Source organism: Janthinobacterium sp. HH102, from assembly GCF_001758625.2.
Lineage (GTDB): Bacteria > Pseudomonadota > Gammaproteobacteria > Burkholderiales > Burkholderiaceae_D > Janthinobacterium.
This window is the reverse complement of the sequence record NZ_CP062062.1, coordinates 3,294,841-3,319,634: the sequence shown is the minus strand read 5'-3', so window position 1 is coordinate 3,319,634 and position 24,794 is coordinate 3,294,841. Positions and strand designations below refer to the sequence as shown.

Sequence of the window (24,794 nt, the reverse complement as noted above, 5' to 3'; positions counted from 1 at the left end):
TAAAAAGGGTAGCCATGGCCATCAACGAAGAAATTACCTTGAAAAAGCTGGAAGTTTTTCTCAGCTTCATGGAATTGAACAACCTGGCGCGGGTGGCCGATGCGCTGGGCCAGAGCACGGTCAGCGTGCACCGCGCCCTGCACTCGCTGGAAGACGGCTTGCGCTGCCCCCTGTTCAAGCGCGAGGGCCGCAGCCTGATCCCGCTGCATGCGGCCTACACCTTTGCCGAATCGGCGCGGCGCGCGCTGGCCGAATGCGAGGAAGGCGTGCGCAAGGTGCGCGAAATGTCGGGCATCAACCCCGTGCGCCTGAAGATCGGTTCGCTGTATTCATTGACCCTGCACTGCATCCCGCAGCTGGTGATCGCGCTGAAACTGCGCCGGCCGGGCCTGGACATCGACCTGACCCTGGGTTCGAACCGCGACCTGCTGCAAAGCCTGGCCGACGGCCGCCTGGACGCCATCATCATCGGCGTGCAGGAAGACGAACAGCATGCGGGCCTGGTGGCCGTGCCCCTGTTCCAGGACGACATCTTCCTGGCCGCGCCGCTGGCCTCGCCCTATGCGGGAACGGCCTCGGTGGACTTGCAACAGTTGCGCAACGACAAATTCGTCACGCTCAGCGAAGGTTTCGTCACTTCGCAAAGCTTCAACCACGCGTTTGAGCTGGCAGGATTCGTGCCCGACACGGCCATGCGCGTGGGCGACATCTTCTCCCTGATCAACTTAGTGAGCGGCGGCATCGGCTACAGCCTGCTGCCCGGCCGCGTGCGCGCCTTCAGCTCGCGCATCGAACTGCTGCCCCTGGACGCGCGCTACGGCTCGCATCAGCAGATTACCCTGCTGATGCAGAGCAGCCGCGAGCGTGATCCCAATTTGCTGGCGCTGGCGGCGGAGTGCAGGTTGTATGGGCGCAGGGAGCCTGCTTTACCCAAAACTCAGACTTAATATCTAAACAATGGCAAAACAACCCAAGGCCCGAGTCTCCAGCCCGGGCACCTCGGGCCCAGCGGGCCTGAAAAATGGCCAGGGCAAGGCGCGCGGGCGCAGACAGTACGAATGTACGGCAAGCCCAAGCAACGCAGCCATGGACAACTCTCAGGTCCGCGATCCAGGCCCGCACTTAAATAGCACTATCCCAAGGCGCCGACAACCGCACGGCACAGTTGATCAGCCCCACCATCGAATACGTCTGCGGAAAGTTCCCCCACATCTCTCCCGTCACGGGGTGCGTGTCTTCCGACAACAGGCCCAGGTGGTTGCGCGCCAGCAGCATGGTTTCGAAGATCTTGCGCGCCTCGTCTTTCCTGCCGATGCGCGCCAGGGCATCGATGCGCCAGAAGGTGCAGATGTTGAAGGCCGTTTCGGGCTTGCCGAAGTCGTCGGGCGCTTCGTAGCGGCGCATGTAGGGGCCGTCGCACAGCGATGCTTCGAGCGCGTCGACTGTAGCGATGAAACGCGGGTCCATGGGGTCGATGAAGTTGACTTCCGCCATCAGCAGGACGGAAGCGTCGAGGTCGCGCCCGCCCAGGCTTTCGGCAAACGCCTGGCGCTCCTCGCTCCACGCTTCGCGCAGTAATCTCTCGCGGATCAGCACGGCGCGGCTGTTCCAGTGGTCAGCGCGGTCCGGCAAGCCCAGTTTATGCGCGACCTTGGCCAGGCGGTCGCAGGCGGCCCAGCTCATCAGCATGGATGAAGTGTGGACCCTGGCGCGCGTGCGCAGCTCCCACATGCCCGCGTCCGGCTCCGCGTGCAATCGGAAGGCCTGGTCGCCCACGGCTTCCAGCGCGGCAAACTCGGCCTTGCCGGCCCGGTGGAACAATCGGTGGTCGAGGAAGGCCTGCGCCGCCCCTAATACAATGTTGCCGTAGACGTCGTGCTGGAAGTGTTCCTGCGCCTGGTTGCCCACGCGCACGGGGCCGTTGCCCCTGTAGCCGGGCAAATGGTCAAGTATCGATTCGGGCAACTGCTCTTCCAGGCCGATGCCGTACATGGGCTGGATGTGGCCGCCTTTCGAGCGGGCGACGATATTCGTCAGCCAGCGCAAATACTCTTCCATCGTGCCCACTTCCGACAGGCTGTTCAATGCGCGCACGACAAAGAAGGCATCGCGCAGCCAGCAATAGCGGTAATCCCAGTTGCGGCTGCTGCCCGGCGCTTCGGGGATGCTGGTGGTCATGGCGGCGATGATGGCGCCCGTGTCTTCATATAAAGACAGTTTCAAGGTGATGGCGGCGCGGATGACCACGTCCTGCCATTCCAGCGGCACGGCCAGGCGGCGCGTGTAGGTGCGCCAATAGTTGATGGTTTCCTTTTCGAAGATGCGCGCCGTCTCGTCGATGCCGCCGGCCAGCGTTTCATCGGGGCCCAGCAGGAAGTTGGCCGTGCCGCCCAGCACGAAATACGTTTCGCTCAGCACATAGTTCAGCGACACATCGGTGTTCAGGCGCAAAGTCTGTTCCGGTCCCACGTAGCGGATGTGGTGGCTGCCCTGCGTGATCTGCGGCGCCAGCCGGCCCCAGTCGTAGCGGGGGCGCAGCCGTACGCGGATGCGCACGGCGTGGTCGAGCGGGCGCACGCGGCGGATCAGCATCAGCGGGCGGAACATGCGGTCGCGGCTGAGGAAACGGGGCGCGAAATCCGTGATTTCCACGCCGCGCCCCTGCGTGTCGTACAGGCGCGTGCGCAGCACGGCCGTGTTTGGCTCGTAGAATTGCTCGCTGCGCGCAAAGTCCTCGATGTCGATGGCCCACACGCTGCCGTTTTCCGTGTCGTCCAGCAAGCGGTTGAAGACGGGATCGCCGTCGAAACGGGGCAGGCAGGACCAGACGACCTGCCCCGCCTGGTCGATCAGGGCGTTGAAGGCGCAATTGCCCACCACGCCGCAGTTCAGCGATGCTTGCGCGGACGGTTGGCTGGCGCGGGTGTCAAGGGATGTCGTCATGGGCTACTCCTTCGATGTCGGGGATACGGCAGCGGCCAGCAGCGCAGTGCGCAAGGCGCCGGGGCTGGCCAGGCGCAAGGTGGCGGCGCTGGGGCCGCTGCCCACTTTGACGCCCTGCCCGCCTGCTTGTTGTACAAAGGCAAAGCCTGCCTCGTCGGTGGTGTCGTCGCCCGCGAACACAGGCCGGCGGCCGGCGAATGGGCTTTCCTGCATGAAGGCGGCGATGGCGCCGCCCTTGTCGGTGGCGGCCGGCTTGGCTTCCAGGACCATTTTGCCATGCAACAGCAATACCCCCGGGCACGCTTGCACGGCGGCCGTCATTTCTTGCAAGCACAATTGCTCGAGGTGGGGCGCCAGCCGATAATGCAGGGCCACGGCGCCCCGCTTCCGTTCCACCAGCAAGCCGGGGTGAATCGCCGCCAGCGATTGCGCGCGCGCCAGCACGGGCGCCACGTCGGGCGTGGCGGCCACGTGCAACTGGCCATCGGCGCCGCGCCGCTCCACGCCGTGCACGCCGGCAACAGGCAAGACCAGGGGCGCCAGCATGGCGTCGATCTGCGCGATGGGACGGCCGGAAATGAGGGCCAGCGCGCCGCCATGACGCTCGGCCAGCAGCGCCAGCGCTTCGATGACGCCGGGCGCCACGCGCACGCCGTCGGGCGTGGGCGCCAGGTCGACCAGGGTGCCGTCGAAGTCGAGGAAGACGGCTGTTCCGGGCGCACTCAGCAGCTGCAACAGGGCTGCGCTATCGTCAGGGATATCGGCCATCACATCCCCTTGCGCCGCTTGATGCGGCTGTGGGCGTCGATCTTGGTCATGACCTTGTCGCGCTGGCGCAAGCGGGCCGCGTCCAGCAGCATGCGCCCGGCCCAGCGGTAGACGTTGAAATGTTTGACTCTCGCCCGCATGCTTTTCATGCGCTCGCGCTGTTCCACGGGCGGCATCACGAGGGCGCGGTACAGGGCGTCGGCGCCCTGCTCGATATGATACGGATTGATGATCAGCGCTTCATGCAGCTCGCGCGCGGCGCCCGTGAATTGCGACAGCACCAGCACGCCCAGTTCGTCGTCGCGCGCGGCGATGAATTCCTTGGCCACCAGATTCATGCCGTCATGCAAGCTCGTCACCATGCACACTTCCGAGGCGCGGAAATAGCGCTGCAGATCGTCCTGGCCATGGTGTTCCGCTTTCAGCAGGATGGGCACATAGTCGCCGCTGCCGAAGCGGCGGTTGATGCGCTCGACCATCTTGCGCACCCTGGCGTCAAAGCTTTGATATTCGTCAAGCGACGCGCGGCTGGGGGCGGCGATCTGCACGAACGTAAAATTGCCCACCATGCCGGGCTGCTGCTCCAGCATGCGCTCGACGGCCTGGAAGCGCTCGACGATGCCTTTCGTATAGTCAAGGCGGTCCACGCCGATGCCCAGCAAGTGGTCAGGCGCCACGCCCAGCTCGGCACGGATCTGTGCGCGGCACGCGGCCACGTCGGGCTGCGCCGGATCATCCTCGGGCCAGGCGATCGAGATCGGGTAATCCTCGACCTGCGTCATCTCGCCGCCATACGAAATGGTCGACGCTTCCGGCTCGATGCGGGTTTCCAGATAGCGGTCCACCGTTTCGAGGAAATTCTTGCGGTGGAATGGCGTATGGAAACCCAGGATCGTGCTGCCCAGCAAGCCATCGAGGATTTCCTCGCGCCATGGGCAAATGCCGAACGATTCGGAGTTCGGCCAGGGGATATGCCAGAAAGTAATAATCGTCGCCTTCGGCAAGGCTTCGCGCACCATGCGCGGCAGCAAGGCGAAGTGATAATCCTGCACCAGCACGACGGGGTTGTCCGTCTTCGCCTCGGCGATCACGGCATCGGCGAAGCGGCGGTTGACTTTGACGTACTGCTCCCAGTCGGACGAGCGGAACACGGGACGCACGTGGGCGATATGGCACAGCGGCCACATGCCCTCATTGGCGAAACCATAATAGTAGCCCTGCTCTTCCTCTTCCGTCAGCCACACGCGGCGCAAGGTATAGCTGGGATTATCGGGCGGCACGGGCACGTGGTCGAGCTTGTCGACCGTCTCGCGGTCGGCGGAACCGGCGCCATGCGCGATCCATGTGCCGGAGCACGCGCGCATCACGGCTTCCACGGCCGTCACCAGGCCGCTGGCCGGGCGCTGCACGCGGATATCGCCGCTGCCGTCATCGGCTTTCGTGTGGATATACGGTTCGCGGTTCGACACGACGAGCACCTGGTCGCCCTGCAAGTCCGCTTCCAGCAAGGCGCGCAGCTTGTCCGGCGTCCAGTCGGACGACCAGCCGTTATCGCCCTGGCGTTCCAAATGGTATTCCTGCAGCAATTCGCGCAAGTCGCCGATCAGCGGCTGCATTTCCGGCGGCGGCGCGGGCGCGGCGGCGGGCGCCGTGGCGGCGGCCACTGCGCCATTGCTTTTCGGCAGCAATTCGCCCCGCAAGATATCCTTCACGGCCGACAGCCAGCCGCGCCAGCTCAGGTGGGCGACGAACACGGTCATCAGGGAAATGAGCACGGCCAGCACGGCCAGGAAGGCAAAAATAAAACGCTTGGTATCGGTATTGCGGCGTTCGACAAAGCTCATGTCCTGCACCAGTACCAGGCGGCCCAGCTGGGAAGCGTCCTGCATGACGGGGGTTTCGCTGAGGTGGACTTGCCCTTGCGGCAATTGCGCCAGGGATTTGTACAGGCCGCCCGTCGATGGCGTGCTCCAGCAGCCGATGGAAGTTGGGTATTGCGCGGACTGGTACAGCAAGTGGCCCCCGTTGTCGCAAAAGCCGATGGCGATCAGGCGTTCGTCGCGCGTGGCGCCCTGGAACAGTTCGCTGATGCGGGTGGCATCCTGCGCGGGCAGGTATTCGGTGAGCGAGGGGCGGAGGGTTCCAGCGAGCAATTCAGCCCGGCTGTCGAGGTCGCGCACATACCAGCGCAGGGTAATATTGTCCAACAGGGGTACCACGATATAAGCAAACAGTCCCAGCACGAGGGCAAGCGGCAGGATGAAGCGCAAGGACATGCGGAGTGATCGTACTATCATCGGTTTCCTTTGCAAAAACAAAAAGCATGGCAAGTATGACTATGTTTCCAATGCGGCGACGCCCGCTTGCTTTCCGTATTGAAACGTCAACGAGGCATGGCGCAGCGCAGCAATTTCTTCCAGTATCCGCCTTGACCGAAGTCTTATCCGTACGGCAACGCACGCCCCCGCGACGTCATCTGCCCGTAAAATAGCCGCTTCCGACATCCATTTCACTTATCAATAAGGAGTTTTCGCCTATGGATCTCAGCACGTTTCACTCGCTGATGGGAGGCCCGCTGCGCTCGGCGCTGACCGTGCTCGTTTCCGCCCTGCTCGTCACCCTCGTCGCCATCGGCGTGCACCGGGCCGGCATCGGCTTGCTGAAAAGACTGGCCCATGGCCACGCGCTGGCCAGCAACGTGGCGCGCGTGGCATTCCGCGCCAGCCAGCTGTGCCTGATCGTCTTCGGCCTGCGCATGGTGCTGGCCAGTGCGCCCGACGACACGCCGGGCCTCGTCGCCATGTCGCACCTGGCCAGCGTGGCGCTGATCATCGCGCTGACCTGGCTGGCCATGCAATGCATCGAGTCGCTCAGCATCACGATTTCCCAGATCAATCCCGTCGACGCGGCCGACAACCTGCGCGCGCGGCGCCGGATCACGCAAGCACGCGTGCTCACGCGCAGCGCGCATGCCATCGTCGTCCTGCTGGGCGTGTCCTTCGTGCTGCTGACCTTGCCCGGCGCAAGGCAGATCGGCGCCAGCCTGCTGGCCTCGGCCGGCGTGGCAGGCCTGGTGGCAGGTATTGCCGCCCGGCCAGTGCTCGGCAATTTCATTGCAGGGCTGCAAATTGCGTTTTCGCAACCGATCCGCATCGATGACGTGCTGATCGTCAACGGCGAGTGGGGCACGGTGGAGGAAATCAAGGGGACCTACGTGGTCGTGCGCGTGTGGGATGAACGCCGGCTGATCGTGCCGCTGCAATGGTTCATCGAAAATCCGTTCGAGAACTGGACGCATACCTCCTCCGACATCCTCGGCACGGTGTTCCTGTGGCTCGATTTCAGCATCCCGATCGAGCCCCTGCGGGCGGAACTGACGCGCATCTGCGCATCCGCCAAGCAATGGGACGGCCGCGTCTGCACCGTGCAGGCGACGGATTCGAACGAGCGGGCCGTGCGCGTGCGTTTCCTGATCAGCGCGGTGGATTCAGGCACGGCGTTTGAATTGCGCTGCCTCGTGCGCGAGCAGATGCTGGCCTTTATCACGACCAATTATCCGCACAGCCTGCCCCGCTTGCGCTCCACGCTCGACCCGATCGAGCTGCACGCCATGCAGGCGCAGAACGATACGGTGCAGTTGTACAAGGCATAACAAAACCTGCGGCGCGCTGCCCCGGCCCATGCGCCGCTAGAATAGGAGCATGAGCACCACCGCCTGGTTCATCCTGATCGGTTGCCTGATGCTGGCGCGTGGCCTGGGCGCCGACGGCATCGCGCGCCTGCCATTGACCTCGGCCATGGCTTACCTGGGCGTGGGCCTGCTGCTGGGGCCCCTGTTCCTCGGCCTGTTCTCGTTCGACCTGGTGCAACAGGCGCCCCTGCTGGAAACCCTGACGGAAATCGCCGTCCTCATCTCCCTGTTTTCCGCCGGCGTCAAAATGCCCGTGCCCTTCAGCCTGGCACGCTGGCTGCCCTCGCTGCGCCTGGCGTGGCTGTCGATGGCCATCTCCGTGGCCCTCGTGGCGGCCTTTGCCTGCCTGCTGCTGGGCCTGCCATTGGGCGCGGGCATCCTGCTGGGCGCCATCCTCGCACCCACCGACCCTGTGCTGGCCACCGACGTGCAGCTGCGCCATGCGGGCGACAGCGAGCAATTGCGCTTCATGCTGACCAGCGAGGCGGGCATGAACGATGGCAGCGGTTTTCCTTTCGTCATGCTGGGCCTGGGCTTGCTGGGCTTGCATGAACTGGGGCCGCATGGCGCCACCTGGCTGTGGCGCGATTTACTCTGGGCCAGCGCGGGCGCCATCGCCCTGGGCGCGGCCGGCGGCGCGCTGCTGGCCTGGCTGGGCTGGCAGCTGCGCGCCAAGGAGCCGAAGCATGAAGTGCTCGATGACCTGGCGGCCCTGGGTCTGATCGCCCTCGTCTACGGCGTCTCCACCTGGCTGCACGCGTGGGGCTTCCTGGCCGTCTTCTTTGCCGGCGTGGCCTTGCGCCAGACGGAACTGCGGCTGGCCGGCGCGCCGAAAGACCGGCAAGGCTTGCTGCAGGCGGAAGAAACCCATGCCGTGTCCGCCGCCAAACCGCACGACAGCGAGGTGACGCTGACCGTCAGCGGCGAAGCCCTCGTCTTCAAGGAACATCTGGAACGCCTGTCCGAACTGACCCTGGTGCTGTTGCTGGGCGGCGCCGTCACGGCCGCCGCCTGGAGCTGGCGGGCGTGGAGCGTGGCGCTGTTCCTGTTGCTGATGGCGCGTCCGGCCAGCGTGATGCTCGGCTTGCTGGCTTCCGGCACCAGCGTGCGGCTGCGGGGGCTGGCCGCCTGGTTCGGCGTGCGCGGCATCGGCTCGCTGTACTACCTCAGCTATGCCATCGCGCATGGCTTGCCGCGCGGCCTGGCGCGCGAACTGGCCGACATCACCCTCGTCGTCGTCATCGTCTCCATCGTCGTGCACGGTCTGACGGTCAAGCCTTTGCTGGAACGCTACTGGCGCAAATAACTGGCCAAACAAGCACCCGCCGCTCCCTTTGTCATTGCTGCAAAGCAATGATTTGTCAATTGCCCCTATGGCGGACGGAAATATTGTTAAGATAATTAAAAATGGCAAAAGAGAGAATCAATGAAACGACGAAGCATGCTGGGACTGGGCGTCTCACTGGCCCTGCTGCAAACGGGCTGCGCCACCGATCCGGCCAGGCTGGCGTGGGAAACGGAATTTGACGGCTTCATGCGCGATGGCCTGGCCCGCACGGAAACGCCGGGCATGAGCGTGGCCGTGGTGCGCGGCGAACAAACCGTCTTCGCGCGCGGCTATGGCTGGGCCGACATCCAGGCCGGCAAGAAGGCCGATGCGAACACGGTGTTCCATGTCGCCTCCGTCAGCAAACTCGTCACGGCCACGGCCGTCATGATGCTGCTGGAACAGGGCGCCTTCCAGCTCGACGACAAGGTGGCGGCCTACCTGGACTTTCCGCTCATGCATCCGAAGTTTCCCGACGTGCCCATCACCTTTCGCCATTTGCTCAGCCACACCTCGGGCATTTCCGACGCCGTGTACGACAAGACGACGGCGTTTGCCGTCCAGGGCGACCCGCGCTTGCCCCTGCGCGACTTCGTCAAGGGCTATCTGTCGCGCGGCGGCGCCTGGTATGACGCGGATGTGTCGTTTGCCGCCCGGCCCGGCACGGAATGGCGCTACAGCAATGTCGGCATCGCCCTGCTCGGCTATCTGGTCGGCCGTTTGAACCCCGATGGCCTCGACGCCTATGCGCGCGAGCACCTGTTCGAACCGCTGGGCATGGACAGCACGGCCTGGAACCTGGCCGGCTTGCCGCGGCGCGCCGTCGTCGCCCAGCCGTACGCGCACAAGGAGCCGGGCCTGCAAGCGCTGCCGCCCGTCGGCTATCCGGACTGGCCGGCCGGCCTGCTGCGCAGCTCGGCGCAGGACTTTGCCCGTTTCCTGGCCATTTTCAGCAATGGCGGCCGGGTCGATGGCCACCGCTACCTGCAAGACGCGACGCTGCAACTGTTTTTCGCCCCGCAAGCGGCCCCCGTCGTGCCCGCCGATTCATCCGTGCAGCAAGCGCTGGTGTGGCTGCTGCGCGACGTCGACGGCCGGGCGCTGGCCACGCACAGCGGCGGCGACCCGGGGGCCGCGTCCGTCGTCTGCGTCGACCGGGCCAGCAAGACGGCCGTGCTGGCCTTCGCGAACGTCAGCGCCGACAAGGAGTTTCGTTCATTCCAGAAAGAAGTCGTGCTGCGCCTGCTCGCGCACGGGGCCGGCGGCGCGCCAGCGAGGTAGGCATGGCGCTTGTGTGAACAGGCGCACGGTAGCGCCTGGGCAAGAACGTATGCTGTGCTGGTCAAACTTGACCATCAACGAGGAGACCAGCATGACGAACCGCATCGGCAACAAGGACGTGGCGCAGCAGCGCAGCAAGAGTGAAAAAGCCCGCATCAAGGCGCAGAACATCGCCGCCGAGGCGGTGAAGAAGGCTGAAGCCAGGGCCAGGTACCGCAACGCCGTCAAAGGCCAGCCGGGTCTGCCCGCTGCCGGCGGCTAGGCGCCGAACCAGCCGCGCAGTTTCTCGGCGGCACGTTCCTTGACCTCGGCCGTGATGTAGGTGGCGACGGTGGCGACGGCCGCCGCCAGCACGGCCAGGTCATCCGCATAGCCGACCACGGGCGTGATGTCGGGAATCGCATCGATGGGCGAAATGAAATAGCCGAGCGCGCCGTAAATGGCCGTCTTGGCCCACAGCGGGGTGTTCGGCTGCTGGGCCGCGTAGTACAGCCACAGGGCTTTTTCGATGACTTCGCGCCCCGCCGTCTTGGCGAACTTGACGACCTTGTCCCAGAAGCTGTCATCCGTGTATTTCTTTTCATACTGCTTGTCGGCCTGGGGGGCGTGGTCTTCTTCCAGATTCTTTTTTCTGCCAAACATCTGCTGCTCCTGTCTGCCGCGCACGGCGTTACGAATGCGCACCTTAGCATAATGGCGCGCCGGGTGGGCGGCCTGCAAGGTAAGCTATCGTCATGGAAATATCTGCCACCACCACGGCCCGCGCCGCCGGCCTGCGCTACACGGGCGACCATCAGAACGGCATCGCCCGATCGGGCAAGCCCGGCAAGTTCCGCTACCGCGACGCGGACGGCCAGATCGTGCGCGATAGCGCCGCCTTGACGCGCATCAAGGCGCTGGCCATTCCGCCCGCCTGGACGGATGTGTGGATATGCCCGCACGCGAATGGCCATTTGCAGGCGACGGGACGCGATGCGCGTGGCCGCAAGCAGTACCGCTACCATGCGCGCTGGCGCCAGGTGCGCGACGAAGTGAAATATGAACGCATGCTCAGCTTTGGCCGCGCCCTGCCCGCCATCCACGCGGCCGTCGCGCGCGGCATGCAGCTGCCGGGCTTGCCACGCGAAAAAGTGCTGGCCACCATCGTGCACCTGCTGGAACTGACGATGATGCGCATCGGCAACGAAGAATATGCGCGCGCGAACAAATCGTTCGGCCTGACCACCCTGCGCACGCGCCACGTGCAGGTCGACGGCAGCGCCGTGGCCTTTCACTTCAAGGGCAAGAGCGGCGTGCGCCACGATATCCGCCTGAGCGACCGCAAGCTGGCCACGGTGCTGCGGCGCATGCGCGAGTTGCCGGGCCAGGAACTGTTTCAATACATCGATGACGCTGGCGCTCGCCACGGCGTCGATTCGGGCGACGTCAACGATTATCTGCGCGAGGTGACGGGCGAAGACTACACGGCCAAGGATTTCCGCACCTGGTCCGGCACCCTGCTGGCCGCGCTGGCCCTGCAGGCGTTCGAGCAGGTCGATTCCGATGCGCAAGCCAAGAAAAACATCGTGCAGGCGATCGAGTCCGTGGCGAAAAAACTGGGCAATACGCCGACGATCTGCCGCAAGTGCTATGTGCACCCGGCCGTGCTGGAATCGTATCTGGAGGGCAGTTTATTGGAAGGCATGCGCGCGCGGGCGCAGGAGCAATTACGGGAAGAACTGCCGGCGCTGGCGCCGGAGGAAGCGGCCGTGCTGGCTTTGCTGCAGCAGCGCTTGCAAGCGCAGGCCGCCAGCAAGGCGGCGGTCAAGCCTGGCGCGCGGGCTGGCGCTGGCACTGGGCCGACAGCGTGAGGGCATCGCTGCGGCACACGGGCAAGGTGCCATGCCCCGCTTCGCGCGCCACGGGGGCCGGCGCGGCATCGCCGTTCTGCGCCTCGCCCGCATTCATCAAAGTGGCCGCCAGGGTCGAAAAGGTGAACAGGCAGATCAGCAGGAATGGCTTGTTCACGTGAAGGGACTGGTCTGGCTTTTGCATCGCATACTCCGTCGGACTGGTTGGCTGTTGCAGCATGGACACGATCATCGCGTGTTTCCACAAGGCATACAATCAGACGGTTTCGACAAGATGGGTAGGACAGCGCTGACAGACTCATCCATAAGGGCCGGTGTCGGCAGATTTGACACCTACTCCGGCCCGTCCCAGCCAACCCCTTGTTTTTGCAGCATAATCCAGACAGGAACGTTTCCTGCTTGACCTCTCGCCTGGGCACGCTTGGCGCCAGTCAACGGGGGAACGATCATGAGCTTTATCAAACAAGTGCTGCTGGCGCTGCTGCTATGCGTAATGTCGGCCGCGCACGCCACCAGCATCGGCTACACGGCGACGTCGCTGGGCGGCACGCAGTGGCGCTACGACTACACGGTCAGCAATACCACCCTGGCCGTGCCCATCGAGGAATTCACCTTGTTCTTCAGCGTGGGCCAGTACGCCAACCTGCACGGCGTCGCAACGGCGCCGGGCTGGGACGTGCTGCTGGTACAGCCCGATCCCGCCATTCCCGCCAGCGGCTACCTCGACGCGCTGGCGCTGGCCGGCGGCATCGTCCCCGGCGCCACGGCCACGGGCTTTTCCGTCACCTTCGATTACCTTGGCGCGGGCAGCCCTGGCGCCCAGCCGTTTAGCATCCTCGACCCCGTCTCCTTCATCGAACTCGACACGGGCATCACGCAGCCGGCCGCCGTGCCCCTGCCCTCGACACCATGGCTGCTGCTGGCCGGCGTGCTGGGCTTGGCGTGCCTGCGGCGCCGGCAGCTGGCCGGCGCCGCGCTGGCCACAGGCCTGGCGCTCGGCCTGTGCGCCTGCGGCGGCCCCAACGATCCCACGCAGTCGCCCGCGCCGAAGGTCATGCTGGCGGCAGCGGCAGCCACAGTCCAGGCCGCCGGCGACTTTGAAGTGACGATGCTCGATAAAGTGGCTGAACAGCGCGTCAGCCGCACGGTCTGGGACTACACTTACCGCGTGCACATCCGCAACAATGGCAGCGAGGCGGCCAGCAATGTGCAAGCCGTGCTGACCAGCGTGCCAGAAGGCAGCACCATCATCGATGGCGACGTGCAGGCCGGCAGCATCGGCGCGGGCGCCACCGTCACGCCCGCTGACACCATCACCCTGCGCATCGAGCGCAGCATCGCCTTCCAGAGCGCCGGCCTGACCTGGACTTTCAGCGCCAGCACCGGCATCGCGCTCGACCCCGTGCGGCCCGCGCAAGTGGTCGTGCTGCCGCTGTCCGGGCTGGGCTTTCCCGATGGAGCCGACAGCGTCAAGGCCAGCGGCGCCGTCACGGACGTGCTGCTGCAGGAAGGCAGCCTGCGCTTTTCCACGCCGGGCGACACGGGCGTCGACCAGCATGCGCAATTTTCCCTCAGCAAGGGCGGCAAGGTCACCATCCTGGATCTGCTGATCCAGACCGAACTGCCGACGGCCGTGGAAACCTATGTGGAGCCGAACGACGACGGCAGCGTGCCCGCCGCGGCACCCGTGCTGGCCATCACTGGGCTGGGGCCGAACAACCGCCTGCAGCCGGGCGGCATGGCGTTCCGCCTCGTGGGCGCGCCGCCGCTGGCCCTGCAGGACGACAGCGACGGCCTGCTGTCGATGCCGGACGGCGCGGCCATCAGCCTCAAGAGCTACTGGACGTTCGATACGGCCAGCGGCACCTTCAGCATCGGTGCCACGGCCATGCAGCAACTGCTGGCATCCTTGCCCAACGGCAGCTACGACCTGAATCTCAATTTCGTCTCGCAGGATGGCGAGTTCACGGCCAGCTATGCCTTGATCGTCATCAAGTCCGGCATCGTGCTGCAAGGACAGCTGCTCACGCCCGCAGGCGGCAATGCCACGGGACTGGCCGGCAAGAAAATTTTATTGGCCGGCTACAACAACCGCCAGCGCCAGGTAGCCGTGGTCGACGCCACGGGCGCCTTCCACTTCAATGGCGTGCTGCCCGACACCTATCAGCTGACCTTGAACGACCTCGTCCATCCAAACGTGGTCAGCGTCAGCGCCGTCGTCTTCAACAGCAGCAGCAACGTCAATGTCGACATCGTCTACCCGTATGCGGCGAGCCCGGCCTTGCGCGCCGAGGCGAAGACCTATACCGCCGGCAGCGTCACGCAGGATGGCGCCGCGCCGCCCGCGCGCGAGGTGCCCGCCAGCCATCGCGCCGCGGGCGACGTCACGCCGCAGGATGACGCGGACAGCAAGACCTTCACGGCCACGGCGGCCGCGCAAAACCAGACCATCAGCTCGCCCATCGCCTTCACGGTGCCCAAGGACACGAAAAACGTGGGCGTGAAAATCACCGTCAGCACGGCCGAGTATCCCGTCTACACGACGGCGCAAAGCCAGTACAACGATACCTGGTCCTATTCCGTGACGGGGCTGCCCGGGGTCAACCTGGCCGCCGCAGGCGCCGTCAACCAGAGCCACTTTACGCAGGGCACCATCGTCAGGACCGAGTGCGTCGATGTCAGCAAGCAAACCAAGGATGGGGCATTGACCCTGGGCGGCAATGTCAGCGCCACGAATATCGGCGACAGCGCTCTGGCCACCGTGACGACGGTGGAACTGAGCCTCGCGTGCAAGGGCTTGAAGGTGACGCTGGCAAAATTCCTTTCGCCCAACAAGGACGCCCACCCCGTGTTGCAACCGATCAAGTTGACGGGCAATCTGGCGGGACCGTATGTGTCCGTGTCGCAAGGAAGTGCCACGGCCACGCACACCTTGCCGCTGGAATTGCACTACACGCCGGCGGCGGCGACGATTACGGAAGTCAATATCGGCATTGCGTCCGGCGGCGGCGATCCCGCCTTCAGCACGCAGAATTTATTGTCCCAGACCAATACCAAGACTGCCGGCACCGTGAAATTTCCCAGCCTGGTGCTGCCCGCCTTTGCCGGCGCCAAGCTCGACAAGAAGGCCGTCGTCACGGTGCGCCTGAAGGGCCGCATCGACAATACCGATGCCAGCTCCGACCCGGCCGAAGGGGGACAAGTGGCGTTCAAGGGCGACACGGCCTATATCCCCCTGTACCTGGCCAACGACGAGGCGGCGCTGGCGGCGCGGCGCTACGGCACGCGCGATCCTGGCGGCGATTCGTGGGCCACGCGCCTGGCCATCGCCTGGCTGGCGGGCAAGGCTTACCGTTTCGACGACATCAGCGGCCAGCACGTGACGCAGACGGCAACGGGCCGGTCCATCCTCGGCCACAGCGGCCACAGCGACGGCCAGCAGATCGACCTGCGCTACGCGGACGGCGCCGGCGGCTATACGGACGCGCTGGGCGGCCAGAACGACGGCGCCGCCATTCACCAGCTGATCAACGACGCAAAAGCGGAAGTGGTGGCCAACCCCGCGCAAAAGCCGAAACTGGCGGCGCTGCAGGCGTGGATCGCGGCGAACCGGGCCATGCTGGCCCAGGAAGCGGCGCCGGCCAGCACGCGCATCATCTACATCGGCCCCAGCTTCATCAAGCTGGCCCTCGTCGACGGGCGCTTTTCCGCCGCGCCGGCCGACAAGATCCCCGGCGCGGGCGCCTGGACCAAGCCGGCAAAAGTGCACATCGAGACGGGACACCTGAGCCACTGGCACATCAGCCTCACGGCCCATCCGTAGGCAAGGTCAGGCGGGCAGATCGGACAATTCCAGCTCCGAAAACCCCGCCCGCCGCCGCGCTTCCAGGTTGAACGGGCCGCGCAGGGTGGGCGCTTCATAGCGCAGCGCCAGTTCCGCATACGTCGCGCGCAGCTCCAGGCCGCGCTGCCCGCACAGATAGCCGTACCAGCGGTTGCCGATCTCGACGTGCCCCACCTCGTCGCGCAGGATGATGTCGAGGATGGCGGCGGCGGCCAGATCTCCCGCCTGCGCCAGCTTGGCGCGCAGCGGCGGAATCGCATCGAGCCCGCGCGCTTCCAAGGTGCGCGGCACCAGCGCCATGCGCGCCAGCACGTCGCCGCGCGTCTTGTCGACCATTTCCCACAGGCTGTCGTGGCCGGGAAAGTCGCCATACGTGTGGCCCAAGACCTGCAGGTGCGCCTGCAGCATGGCAAAGTGCGTCGCTTCCTCCTTCGCCACGCGCAGCCAGTCCGTATAGTATTCAGCCGGCAGGTCCGGGAAGCGCCACAGGGCATCGAGCGCCAAATTCATCGCGTTGAATTCGATATGCGCGAGCGCGTGCACCAGCATGGCGCGCCCTTCCGGCGTGATCATCGAACGCCGCCCCACCAGGCGCGGCGGCACCAGTTCCGGACGCTCGGGCCGGCCCGGCACGGCGCCCGTGGGCGCCAAGTCCGCCTGCGCATCGAGTGCCAGCGGCGCCTCGGCCATGGCCGCCACCATCGCCACCTTGGTTGCCGGGTCCGGTTCCAGCAGGCAGGCCAGCGCAGCGGTGCGTAACTCGCGCAATTGCGCCGGCGCGGTCGAAATCGATGGGGTTGGCTGCATGGGCATTCTTTCGTGCGCGGTTCAATGAGGGGCGCAGTGTATCAAATTGCCTGCCCCAGCAGCCAATCGAACAAGGCCTGCACCCTCGCCGGCAGCGGCCGAGCGGCATGCACGAGGTAATACGCCTGCGGGCTGGGCAAGTTGAAAGGGCCGAACGGCAAGACCAGCTGGCCGCTGGCCAGCCACGGCTGCACCAGCTGGCGCCGGCCCATGGCCACGCCCGCATGGTGGATGGCCGCCTGCGCGCACAGGTCGGCGCGGTCGAAGCGCAGGCTGCGCGCCGGCAAGGTCACCTCCGGCGCCTGCCCGTCCAGCCACAACCGCCACTCGGCGTCGGGCGCGCAGGCGGCCCACGCCAGGGTGTCGTGCAGCAGCGTCGCGCTGGACAGCTGATGCGGCGCGTCAAACAAGCCGTGTTCGCGCGCATAGTGCGGGCTGCACACGGGCGCCAGCCATTCCTCCATCAGCTTGCGCGATGCCAGGCCGGGAAAGTGGCCGTCGCCATAGTGCAAGGCCAGGTCGACCTGGCCGGCGCGAAAGTCCACGCTTTCATTGCCCACGCGCAAGTCGACCGACACGTCCGGATACTGTGCAGCGAAGCCTGCCAGGCGCGGCACCAGCCAGCACTGGGCGATGGACGGGCGCGCATGCACGGTGATGCTGCCCGCCAGCGCATTGCCGCCGGCCAGCGCCGCCTGCAAGCCGTCCCAGCCGATTTGCAGGGCGGCAAAGATGCGCTCGCCGTCGGCCGTCAGTTTGACCTGCCGCGTCAGGCGCTGGAACAGCCGCAAGCCCAGGCTGCTTTCCAGCCGCGCGATGCGGTGGCTGACGGCACTGGGCGTGAGCGCCAGTTCCTGCGCGGCCAGCGCGAAGCTGGCATGGCGCGCCGCCACGAGAAACGTGTGCAGGTTGGCGAACTGGCTGGCCGTCAGCGTGGACATGCGCGGCATGCCGGGCGGCATCAGGCGGCTCCGGCCGCCAGCAAGGCGCGGCCGCGCGCCACGTAGGCAGCCATTTCCTGCTCGGGCACCATGCTGCCGCCCGTACCCCACACGAGGTGGGTGGCCGTTTCCAGCTGCGCCTGGTATTGCGGCGCGGCCAGCACGGCAGGGATGCCCGCGAAACCGGCCACGGCGGACGGTTCCAGGCGCAAGCCTTGCGTTTGCTCAAGCGTCGCCAGCAAGCGGTACAGTTCTTCATCGGTGACGGTGGCGTAGCCGTCGATCAGCCGCTGCATGGCGCGCCCGACGAAGCCGGACGGGCGTCCCACGGCCAGTCCATCGGCGGCCGTCAGGTTGTCGATGCCGATCTCCTGCACACTAATTCCCTCGTGCAAGCCCGTGTGCACGCCCAGCAGCATGCACGGCGAGTGGGTCGGCTCGACGAAGACGCAGTGAACAAAATCGCCAAAGGCCAGCTTCAAGCCGAAGGCCACGCCGCCGGGACCGCCGCCCACGCCGCACGGCAGGTAGACGAACAGCGGGTGATGCGCATCGACCGCGACGCCGGCCGCTTGGAACTGGGCTTGCAGGCGCTGGCCCGCCACCGCATAGCCGAGGAACAGATCGTGCGAATTTTCATCGTCGACGAAGTGGCAGGTGGGGTCGCCCTCCGCCTGCTTGCGCCCCGCTTCCACGGCCACGCTGTAGTCGGTCGCGTACTCGACGACGGTGACGCCGTGGCTGCGCAATTTATCCTTCTTCCATTGCCGCGCATCGGCCGACATGTGCACGGTGGCGCGAAAGCCCAGACGCGCGCTCATGATGCCGATCGACAAACCCAGGTTGCCCGTGGAGCCGACGGCGATCGCATACTGGCCAAAGAAGGCGCGCACGGCGTCGCTGGCCAGCACGCTGTAGTCATCGCCCTCCTTCAGCAAGCCCGCGTCCAGCGCCAGCATTTCCGCATGTTTCAACACTTCATAGATGCCGCCGCGCGCCTTGATCGAGCCGGAAATGGGCAAATGACTGTCCTGCTTGAGCCACAGCTGACCGCTCGTCATGTCTAAGGCCGCCTGCATGGCGGGCAGCGGCACGACGGGCGACTCGATGACGCCGCCGCTGGCCTGCGTTTCCGGAAACGCCTTGGCCAGGTACGGCGCGAAGCGCGCCAGGCGCGCGCTGGCATCGGCCACGTCGTCCGCCGTCAAGCCCACATCCTTCAAACCCTCGGCCGCCGGGGCGATGCGGGGATTGAACCAGCTCAAGGGCTGCAAGGCCATCAGTTCTGCAATCAGGGGAAATTTTTCGCGCAGCGCGGCGATGGCGGGAGTGGGCAGCATGGCAACCTCGTGTAGGAACAAGCCATGATTAGAGCGCATCCGGGCGCCGCTGGCAAACGATGGTTGATCAGGCAATGCATGAGGGAATGTCATCTATCACGCATTCATCCCCAGGCACTAACCTTGGCCCATAGCTAAATTTAATTCTTGAAGGCACTATCGATTAAAGAAAAATTTCCACAAAGTCACAAAAATAAGTTATCTTAAAGGCAAATAAAGGAGACATTTTTTCTCTTTTCTACCGAGGCAAAAATGCGCTCCAAGAATGACAAAGTTACTGCTACGAATATGGATATCCTCGACTGCGCAAGGCAGGACGATTTGACGGCCCAAAAGGTCGAGGTCGGCATTATTTTCCAGGAAATGCTCGATACCGCCACGGCCGCCGCCTACCTGGCCAAGAACAAGGTGCCGATCGCCACCGCGCTGCGCGTGCTGACGGGCTCACGGCGAAAAAAGAGCGGAGGCGGAAGTTGATGGCTCTGCGGCCGGTGAGCGGGGAATGGTCTGCCTGAACAGCTCAGGACTTCAAGGGAGGAGGCGCCACTTCATACCAAACCCGTATCCCTCGCTCAACCTTGGCTAACGCCGTCCAGCCTCGCGTTTCCGTGATGGTTTCGATGTTGACCGGACGAACGCCGGTTTTTAACAGCCATTCATTGGCCAATACCAGCGACCGGTCCATGCCATCGGAAAGCGGACTGCCCGCAGTGGTCGAACGAAAATCTTTAAATGCGATCATGGACACCTTTTATTCAGTCAGCTTCATTTGAGCAGATAAAGCCTTCAGCCTCCGCTATCGCACCGATGTGCGCCAACGCCAGAAGCAGGCGCCAGAGAGCATAACAAATTACCGTCGAGAAACATGCGCACATTGTCACGCCCACATGGCGCTCACCGATGCGGCGATGCCAGCGTGCGCCTTCCTGCCGCATCGGTGGCAGGAAGGCGCACACTGATAGCAGGCTTAGAACTTCAGCTGCAGCCCCATATCAATCGACCGGCCCTCGGCCGGCAAGGCTTGCAGCGCCCCGCCGTTCGCCTTCAGTCCCGACAGGTACACGCCACCGAGCGGGTCCGCATACGCGCGGTTGAACAGGTTGCTGACACCGGCGCTCAGGCTGGCCATCTTGTTCAGCGCCACGCTGCTGCGCAGGTTGACGAGCGCATAGCCGCCCGTCTCCGGCTCGAAGCGGCGCACGTCGACCTTGTCCTTGCGGGCCACGATCTTCGTTTCGATGCGGTTGCTCCAGGCGCCCAGCTTGTGCTCGACGGCCAGCAAGGCGTTGAACGGCATCATGCGGTACAGGTCGCCGGCATCGCTGCGCTTTCCCCGCGTGTAAGCCGCATTGCCCGTCGCCATGAAGCGGCCCCAGCGGGCGCTGCTGGCCAGCGGCAGCTGCCAGGCCAGATTCGCGCCGTACAATTTGGCGTCGTGGTTGGCAAAGCGCAGCAAGTTACCGTTCGCGCCCATTTTCATGTACGGGTGGAAAGACGCCAGCACGTCGACGTCGATGTAATTGTCGACCTTGCTGTAATAGGGATTGACGCGCAGGAACCAGCCCTCCTCGCCGCCGCCATGCCAGTCGGCCGTGAACGCGGCCGTGTACGCCGTCTCGGGTTTCAGGTCGATATCGCCCACATAGCCGTTGCCGTCGCCAAACCAGTTGGTCATGGTCATGGCCATCGAGCCGCGGCCCCACGAGTAGCGCTCGTACAGGTTGGGCGAGCGCACCTTGCGCGCCAGCGCGAATGCATAGCTGCTGGCAAGGTCCGGCGTGAACGTCGCTTGCGCGGAGGCATCGATATTCGTGTCGCGCTGGCTGCGGCTGCGCGCATTGAAGGCCTTGGCAGCCATCACGTCGGGCATGTTCATCATGTTGGTGCCGTACGATTGCACGTCGCCCGCATCCATGCGCACGGATTCGCCACGCACGCCCAGCACGCTCGTCCAGCGCGCAGCGTGGCGCGTTTCCAGTTCGCCGAACAGCACGGTGCGGTCGCGCTTGCCGTCATTGATGTTCAGGTAGGTGCGCGGCCCCATCATCATGGAACCGGGCACGGCCGGCCAGTAATCGTCGAGGCGGAAACCGTGCCACTCCTGACCCAGGCGCAACTCGCCAGCCCCTGTCGGCAGACTGGCCATCAGCGCATAACCGGTGTTGCGGCCATGCGTAATCATCGGCATCGAACCCTTGCGCTCGGGCGTGAAAAAGCCCATTTCGTGGTCCGTCTGCTGCCAGTAGGCGCGTGCGTCCAGCACGCCCCAGGCAAATGTGCCCTGGTAAGCGAGGTTGGCGAACTGGCCATGGTTGTCTGTCATGTCCATGTACTGGTTCGGGAAACCCTGGTACGGGATGTGCTGCACGCCGGCGCGCAAGGTCAGCTGCTGACCATCGCCCTTCGCCGCCAGCACGATGGCCTGGTTGATGCTTTCAAACATGCTGCCCAGCACGGTATTGCCGTGGCCGTCTTCATAGCTGTGGCCGCGCGTGTAAGCGCCGCTGTAGCCGATGCTGAGCACGTCGCTGGCGGCCGTGGCGTGCACGCTGGTCGCCACGCTGTTGTTGACGCTGCGCCCGGACACGGCAAAGCTGCCTTGCGTGAGCAGGCCCGCGCCCGGCCGGGCGAAAACGGGCGCGTTCGATTGCACCTCGATGGTGCCGCCGATGCTGTCGCCGCCCGCGCTGACGGGGGTCACACCCGCGATCAGGCGGATGCGCTGCACTTGTTGCGGATCAATGTACGACAACGGCGCATTCATATGATTGGCGCAGGCGGACGTCAGTTCCATGCCGTCGATGCGAATCTTGAGGCGGTCATCGGCAAAGCCATTAACCACTGGCAAGCCGGACACGCCGCCGCCGGCCGCCACGCTGTAGCCGGGCGTGCTGGAGAGCATGAGCGCCGAGTCGGCGGCAGGACGGTAGCCGTCGCCTATGGCCGTGACGATGACTTTCATTTCCGGCAAAACGGTGGTGCCTGCTTCATTGTGGGTTTGCGCCACGGCGGGCATGGCGATGGCGAGGGAAATCAAGAACGGTAAATGTTTCATGGTGCTGCTTTCAGATGCTGTATAGGTAAGATGAACAGGCGCAAGCGCAACACAGCACATGGCCGCGCGGCGCAAGGCAGTTCAGGGAAAGGGACAGATCAGAAAGCGGCGGGAGGCCCACGGGGCTGGACGGGCGTCCAGGCGAACAATGGCGTGGCGGACTGGTAGAACAGCTCGGGCAGCAAGCCCGTGAGGAGCTCGCCGGAAGCGAGCACGAGGGTGGTGGGCGGTATCGACAAGGTGTCCGCATGCATGCTGCAGCAGGGGCAATCGCCCATGCGCATGCCCGATTTCTCAGGCGCGGAAGGCTCTTGCGCATCGTAGCGGGCGGGCACGGCTTGCATGCCGCCCGCCACCGAGCAGATTTCCAGGCTGGGCACGGCCAGGCCGCTGGCGACCGTCAGCGCGCGCGACACCGTAGGGGCGAGCGTGGCCAGGAAGATGGCGATACACGCGATCCACAGGACGATGCCGGCCTTGCCTTTGCTGATGAACATGGCAACATTGTATCAGGGCAAGGCCCCTGCGCACAGGGTGCAAGTCAAACCTTGCTTACAACGCCTAACAAAACCGTAGCGAGCGGAAGGGAGCTGTGGCTGAGAAGCGGAACTGTGCTTGAGCACAGTGAGCATCGCAGGCCGCAGATCACGACGCGCAGTAGGTTTTGATAGGCGTTCTTACAAATCCACCTTCATCGACAGCTTGATGGCGCGCGGGGCGCCCGACGCCAGCCGCGTGCCCGCGCCGGCCCAGTAGCGCTTGTCGGCCGTGTTTTCCACGTTCAGCTGCCACACGACGGCCTTGTTCATGACCGTGCTCGCATAGCGGGCACCCGCGCTGAACAGGCTCACGCCGCCGAGGAAGGCCTGGTTCAGGTCGTTGACGGGACGGGCGCTGTAGTAATACGCGCCGCCGTTGACGGACAAGCCGGGCACGGCGTCAAACGCGTAAGCGAGGAAGGCGCTGGCCGTGCGTTTCGACGCGTTTTCCGGCGCCTTGCCGTTGTAATCGGCGTTGATGTGCGCAAAGCTTGGGTCGAGGAACTGGGCCGACGTTTGCCACGACAGCTGGCGCGTCAGTTTGCCTTGCGTCGAGAGTTCCAGGCCACGGTAGCGCTGTTCGCCGTCCGACGTGAAGACGTTGCTGCTATTCGTGTAATAGCCGGGGCGCGTGATGTCGAACAGCGCGGCGGACAGCAAGGTGCCGCCCGGCGTCAGCCAGCGCGCACCGAGCTCCTTCTGCTTGCTCACGCCGGGCGCCATCTTGACGCCCTGGTTCACGGTGCCCGTCGGGCCCGTCTCGCCCTCTTCCAGGCCCCGCGCCGTGGACGCGTAAAACGACAGTTCGGGCGTGGCCTTGTAGATCAATGAGGCCATCGGCGTCGTCTTGCTGACGTCGTAGTGGCTGGCGCCCTGGTCGCTCTGATAACTGCTGCGGCGCACGCCGATGACGCTTTGCCACTGCGGGCTGAAGACCATGCGGTCGAGCGCGTACAAGCCCGTGTCGCGCGTCTCGAGCGCAGCCGTCGTCGGCGCCGTCGGCTTGGGACCGAACACGACATTCGTCACGGGTACGGGGCTGTACAGGTTTTGCGACGCGATCGTGTAGTTGCTCTGGTAGATAGGATCTTGCGACTTGTCCGTGCGCGAGGCGCCCAGGGTCAGTTCATGGGCAATCAAACCCGTATTAAAGTTGCCGGCCAGTTCCGCGCGCAGCAAGTCCGACGCCGTCACGCTGTGCTGGATATTGCCCGTGATGCGGCCCGCGCCCGTGGCCAGCGCCGCCGCGTTATTCAGGCGGAAGATGGCCAGGCGGCGGTCGCGCGCCGTTTCCGAGTGGCCCGCCTCCACCGTCAAGGCCCAGCCATCCGTGATGGCGTAGTCGGCGCGCAATTGCGCGTTTTTCGTCTGCGCCTCGAAATTCGACCAGTCGGGGCCGATCAAGTTGCGCGGATCGACGGCGCGCGGCAGGTTGATCACGCCTTTCACGGCGGTGGGCAAGGCCACGCCCGCCTGCTCCGTCACCTTGCGGCGGTCGTATTCCAGGTCGGATTTCAACAGCAGTTTATTTGTCACCCGCCAGTCCAGCGCCGTGGAGAGAAAGCTGCGGTTGCCATTGCCGACATGATCGAGGTAGGAACCCAGGGTGCCGCCGGCCGCGTTGATGCGCACGCCGAATTCCTGCTGCGCGCCGAAACGGCGGCCCACGTCGACATTCGCCACGGCACTGCCCCGGTCATCGAGGCTCAAGCCCATGCTGGTGACGGGCTTGCTGCCCGCCCGCTTGGTGACGAAGTTGACGACGCCGGCCGGCGACGTAAAACCGTAGTACAGGGCCGAGGCGCCCTTCAGCACTTCCACCCGTTCCTTGTTTTCCATGGGCACTTGCGAGAAATTCATGATGGGCATGGAACCGTTGAGGCGGTAATTCGTGCGGTTTTCCACGGCGATGCCGCGTATCACCAGCTGATCCCACGTTTCGCCGCCATTTTGCTGGCGCGTCACGCCCGCCGTATTGCGCACAGCATCGTACAGGCCGGACACGGCTTGCTGCTCCAGCAATTCGCGCGTGATCACGTTGACGGTCGACGGCACGTCCATGATGTTGGCGCCGCGAAAGCTGCCCGCCTCCGTCGTGACGGGCACCAGGCCTTGCGCGCGGGCGCCCGTCACTTGCACGGCTTGCATGACTTTCTCATCGCCAGCCGTCAGATCGTCCTGGCCGCTGGCGGCATGGGCCGCATGGGAAGCGAAGGCCAGCGACAGGGCCGCGGCGACTGGAAGTAAGCGGGTGCGGGGAGAGACGACAGACATGACATCGGGCTTTCAATGAGAAAATATGTACGGATGGAAACTTACGGTTAGCGCGCATGATACCGATAATGAGAATCATTATCAAGTAAGAGTGGGTTTGTGTGAGTTTTACAGGAGAAACAAGGCCACCCTGG

General features: G+C 64.8%; 20 protein-coding genes. 8 read left to right on the top strand and 12 right to left on the bottom strand.

The features are described from left to right. The first annotated feature begins 14 nt into the window (after window positions 1-14). Window positions 15-947: a LysR family transcriptional regulator gene (locus JAB4_RS15015; protein WP_070218626.1), complete on the top strand. Its 933-nt coding sequence runs from the start codon at window positions 15-17 to the stop codon at window positions 945-947. A gap of 175 nt (window positions 948-1,122) precedes the next feature. Here the strand turns inward: JAB4_RS15015 and JAB4_RS15010 are convergent, their stop codons facing one another. The 3 genes from JAB4_RS15010 to JAB4_RS15000 are packed head-to-tail and all read right to left on the bottom strand — an operon-like array spanning window position 1,123 to window position 5,987. Then, window positions 1,123-2,943, bottom strand: a complete 1,821-nt coding sequence (locus JAB4_RS15010) for a glycoside hydrolase family 15 protein (RefSeq protein WP_070218625.1) — start codon at window positions 2,941-2,943, stop codon at window positions 1,123-1,125. 3 nt (window positions 2,944-2,946) lie between these two features. Next, entirely contained in the window at window positions 2,947-3,711 is a 765-nt protein-coding gene (gene otsB, locus JAB4_RS15005; protein ID WP_070218624.1) for a trehalose-phosphatase, read from the bottom strand. Continuing rightward, window positions 3,711-5,987: a trehalose-6-phosphate synthase gene (locus JAB4_RS15000; protein WP_139143619.1), complete on the bottom strand. Its 2,277-nt coding sequence runs from the start codon at window positions 5,985-5,987 to the stop codon at window positions 3,711-3,713. Before JAB4_RS15000 ends, otsB begins: the two co-directional genes overlap by 1 nt. A 260-nt stretch (window positions 5,988-6,247) precedes the next feature. Here JAB4_RS15000 and JAB4_RS14995 point away from each other — a divergent pair, with 260 nt between their 5' ends. From JAB4_RS14995 to JAB4_RS14980, 4 genes are all read left to right on the top strand, one after another. Beyond that, complete coding sequence (locus JAB4_RS14995) at window positions 6,248-7,363, top strand: mechanosensitive ion channel domain-containing protein (protein WP_070218622.1); 1,116 nt, start codon at window positions 6,248-6,250, stop codon at window positions 7,361-7,363. 49 nt (window positions 7,364-7,412) lie between these two features. After that, window positions 7,413-8,708, top strand: a complete 1,296-nt coding sequence (locus JAB4_RS14990; protein WP_070218621.1) for a cation:proton antiporter — start codon at window positions 7,413-7,415, stop codon at window positions 8,706-8,708. 120 nt (window positions 8,709-8,828) lie between these two features. Next, window positions 8,829-10,010, top strand: coding sequence for a serine hydrolase domain-containing protein (locus JAB4_RS14985; RefSeq protein WP_070218620.1), 1,182 nt, complete (start codon window positions 8,829-8,831; stop codon window positions 10,008-10,010). 91 nt (window positions 10,011-10,101) lie between these two features. Beyond that, window positions 10,102-10,272 (top strand): hypothetical protein, encoded by a 171-nt coding sequence (locus JAB4_RS14980; RefSeq protein ID WP_162995635.1) that lies wholly within the window; start codon window positions 10,102-10,104, stop codon window positions 10,270-10,272. Here the strand turns inward: JAB4_RS14980 and JAB4_RS14975 are convergent. Then, entirely contained in the window at window positions 10,269-10,652 is a 384-nt protein-coding gene (locus JAB4_RS14975; protein ID WP_046685558.1) for a DUF1232 domain-containing protein, read from the bottom strand. The two genes, JAB4_RS14980 and JAB4_RS14975, sit on opposite strands and share 4 nt — an antisense overlap. A gap of 92 nt (window positions 10,653-10,744) precedes the next feature. On the opposite strand from JAB4_RS14975, the gene JAB4_RS14970 reads away from it, so the two are divergent. Then, window positions 10,745-11,860 (top strand): DNA topoisomerase IB, encoded by a 1,116-nt coding sequence (locus JAB4_RS14970; protein ID WP_071650148.1) that lies wholly within the window; start codon window positions 10,745-10,747, stop codon window positions 11,858-11,860. On the opposite strand, the gene JAB4_RS14965 is transcribed toward JAB4_RS14970, so the two are convergent. Beyond that, the gene (locus JAB4_RS14965; protein WP_139143618.1) at window positions 11,814-12,044 is read right to left on the bottom strand and encodes a hypothetical protein; all 231 of its coding nucleotides are present in this window, start codon (window positions 12,042-12,044) and stop codon (window positions 11,814-11,816) included. The two genes, JAB4_RS14970 and JAB4_RS14965, sit on opposite strands and share 47 nt — an antisense overlap. A 264-nt stretch (window positions 12,045-12,308) precedes the next feature. On the opposite strand from JAB4_RS14965, the gene JAB4_RS30660 reads away from it, so the two are divergent. After that, window positions 12,309-15,683: a hypothetical protein gene (locus JAB4_RS30660; protein ID WP_070308427.1), complete on the top strand. Its 3,375-nt coding sequence runs from the start codon at window positions 12,309-12,311 to the stop codon at window positions 15,681-15,683. A gap of 6 nt (window positions 15,684-15,689) precedes the next feature. On the opposite strand, the gene JAB4_RS14955 is transcribed toward JAB4_RS30660, so the two are convergent. Genes JAB4_RS14955 through JAB4_RS14945 form a run of 3 tightly spaced genes read right to left on the bottom strand, consistent with a single transcriptional unit; the run spans window position 15,690 to window position 18,792 of the window. Further along, a complete protein-coding gene (locus JAB4_RS14955) occupies window positions 15,690-16,511 on the bottom strand; it encodes a ferritin-like domain-containing protein (RefSeq protein ID WP_070223682.1) in 822 nt (273 codons plus the stop codon). A gap of 41 nt (window positions 16,512-16,552) precedes the next feature. After that, on the bottom strand, window positions 16,553-17,473 hold the full coding sequence (gene dsdC, locus JAB4_RS14950) for a DNA-binding transcriptional regulator DsdC (protein WP_070223581.1): 921 nt from the start codon (window positions 17,471-17,473) through the stop codon (window positions 16,553-16,555). Further along, complete coding sequence (locus JAB4_RS14945) at window positions 17,473-18,792, bottom strand: D-serine ammonia-lyase (protein ID WP_070223583.1); 1,320 nt, start codon at window positions 18,790-18,792, stop codon at window positions 17,473-17,475. The genes dsdC and JAB4_RS14945 overlap by 1 nt, the downstream gene beginning before the upstream one ends. 288 nt (window positions 18,793-19,080) lie before the next feature. Here JAB4_RS14945 and JAB4_RS14940 point away from each other — a divergent pair, with 288 nt between their 5' ends. Further along, the gene (locus JAB4_RS14940; RefSeq protein WP_139142897.1) at window positions 19,081-19,269 is read left to right on the top strand and encodes a hypothetical protein; all 189 of its coding nucleotides are present in this window, start codon (window positions 19,081-19,083) and stop codon (window positions 19,267-19,269) included. A 43-nt stretch (window positions 19,270-19,312) separates the two neighbouring features. Here the strand turns inward: JAB4_RS14940 and JAB4_RS14935 are convergent, their stop codons facing one another. The 4 genes from JAB4_RS14935 to JAB4_RS14920 all read right to left on the bottom strand — a co-directional run bounded on the left by JAB4_RS14935 (window position 19,313) and on the right by JAB4_RS14920 (window position 24,660). Then, the gene (locus JAB4_RS14935; RefSeq protein ID WP_139142896.1) at window positions 19,313-19,534 is read right to left on the bottom strand and encodes a hypothetical protein; all 222 of its coding nucleotides are present in this window, start codon (window positions 19,532-19,534) and stop codon (window positions 19,313-19,315) included. 225 nt (window positions 19,535-19,759) lie between these two features. Next, window positions 19,760-21,847: a TonB-dependent receptor gene (locus JAB4_RS14930; RefSeq protein WP_070223588.1), complete on the bottom strand. Its 2,088-nt coding sequence runs from the start codon at window positions 21,845-21,847 to the stop codon at window positions 19,760-19,762. A 98-nt stretch (window positions 21,848-21,945) separates the two neighbouring features. Continuing rightward, complete coding sequence (locus JAB4_RS14925; RefSeq protein WP_070223590.1) at window positions 21,946-22,344, bottom strand: DUF2946 domain-containing protein; 399 nt, start codon at window positions 22,342-22,344, stop codon at window positions 21,946-21,948. 180 nt (window positions 22,345-22,524) lie between these two features. Next, on the bottom strand, window positions 22,525-24,660 hold the full coding sequence (locus tag JAB4_RS14920) for a TonB-dependent siderophore receptor (protein ID WP_070223592.1): 2,136 nt from the start codon (window positions 24,658-24,660) through the stop codon (window positions 22,525-22,527). Window positions 24,661-24,794: the final 134 nt, after the last annotated feature.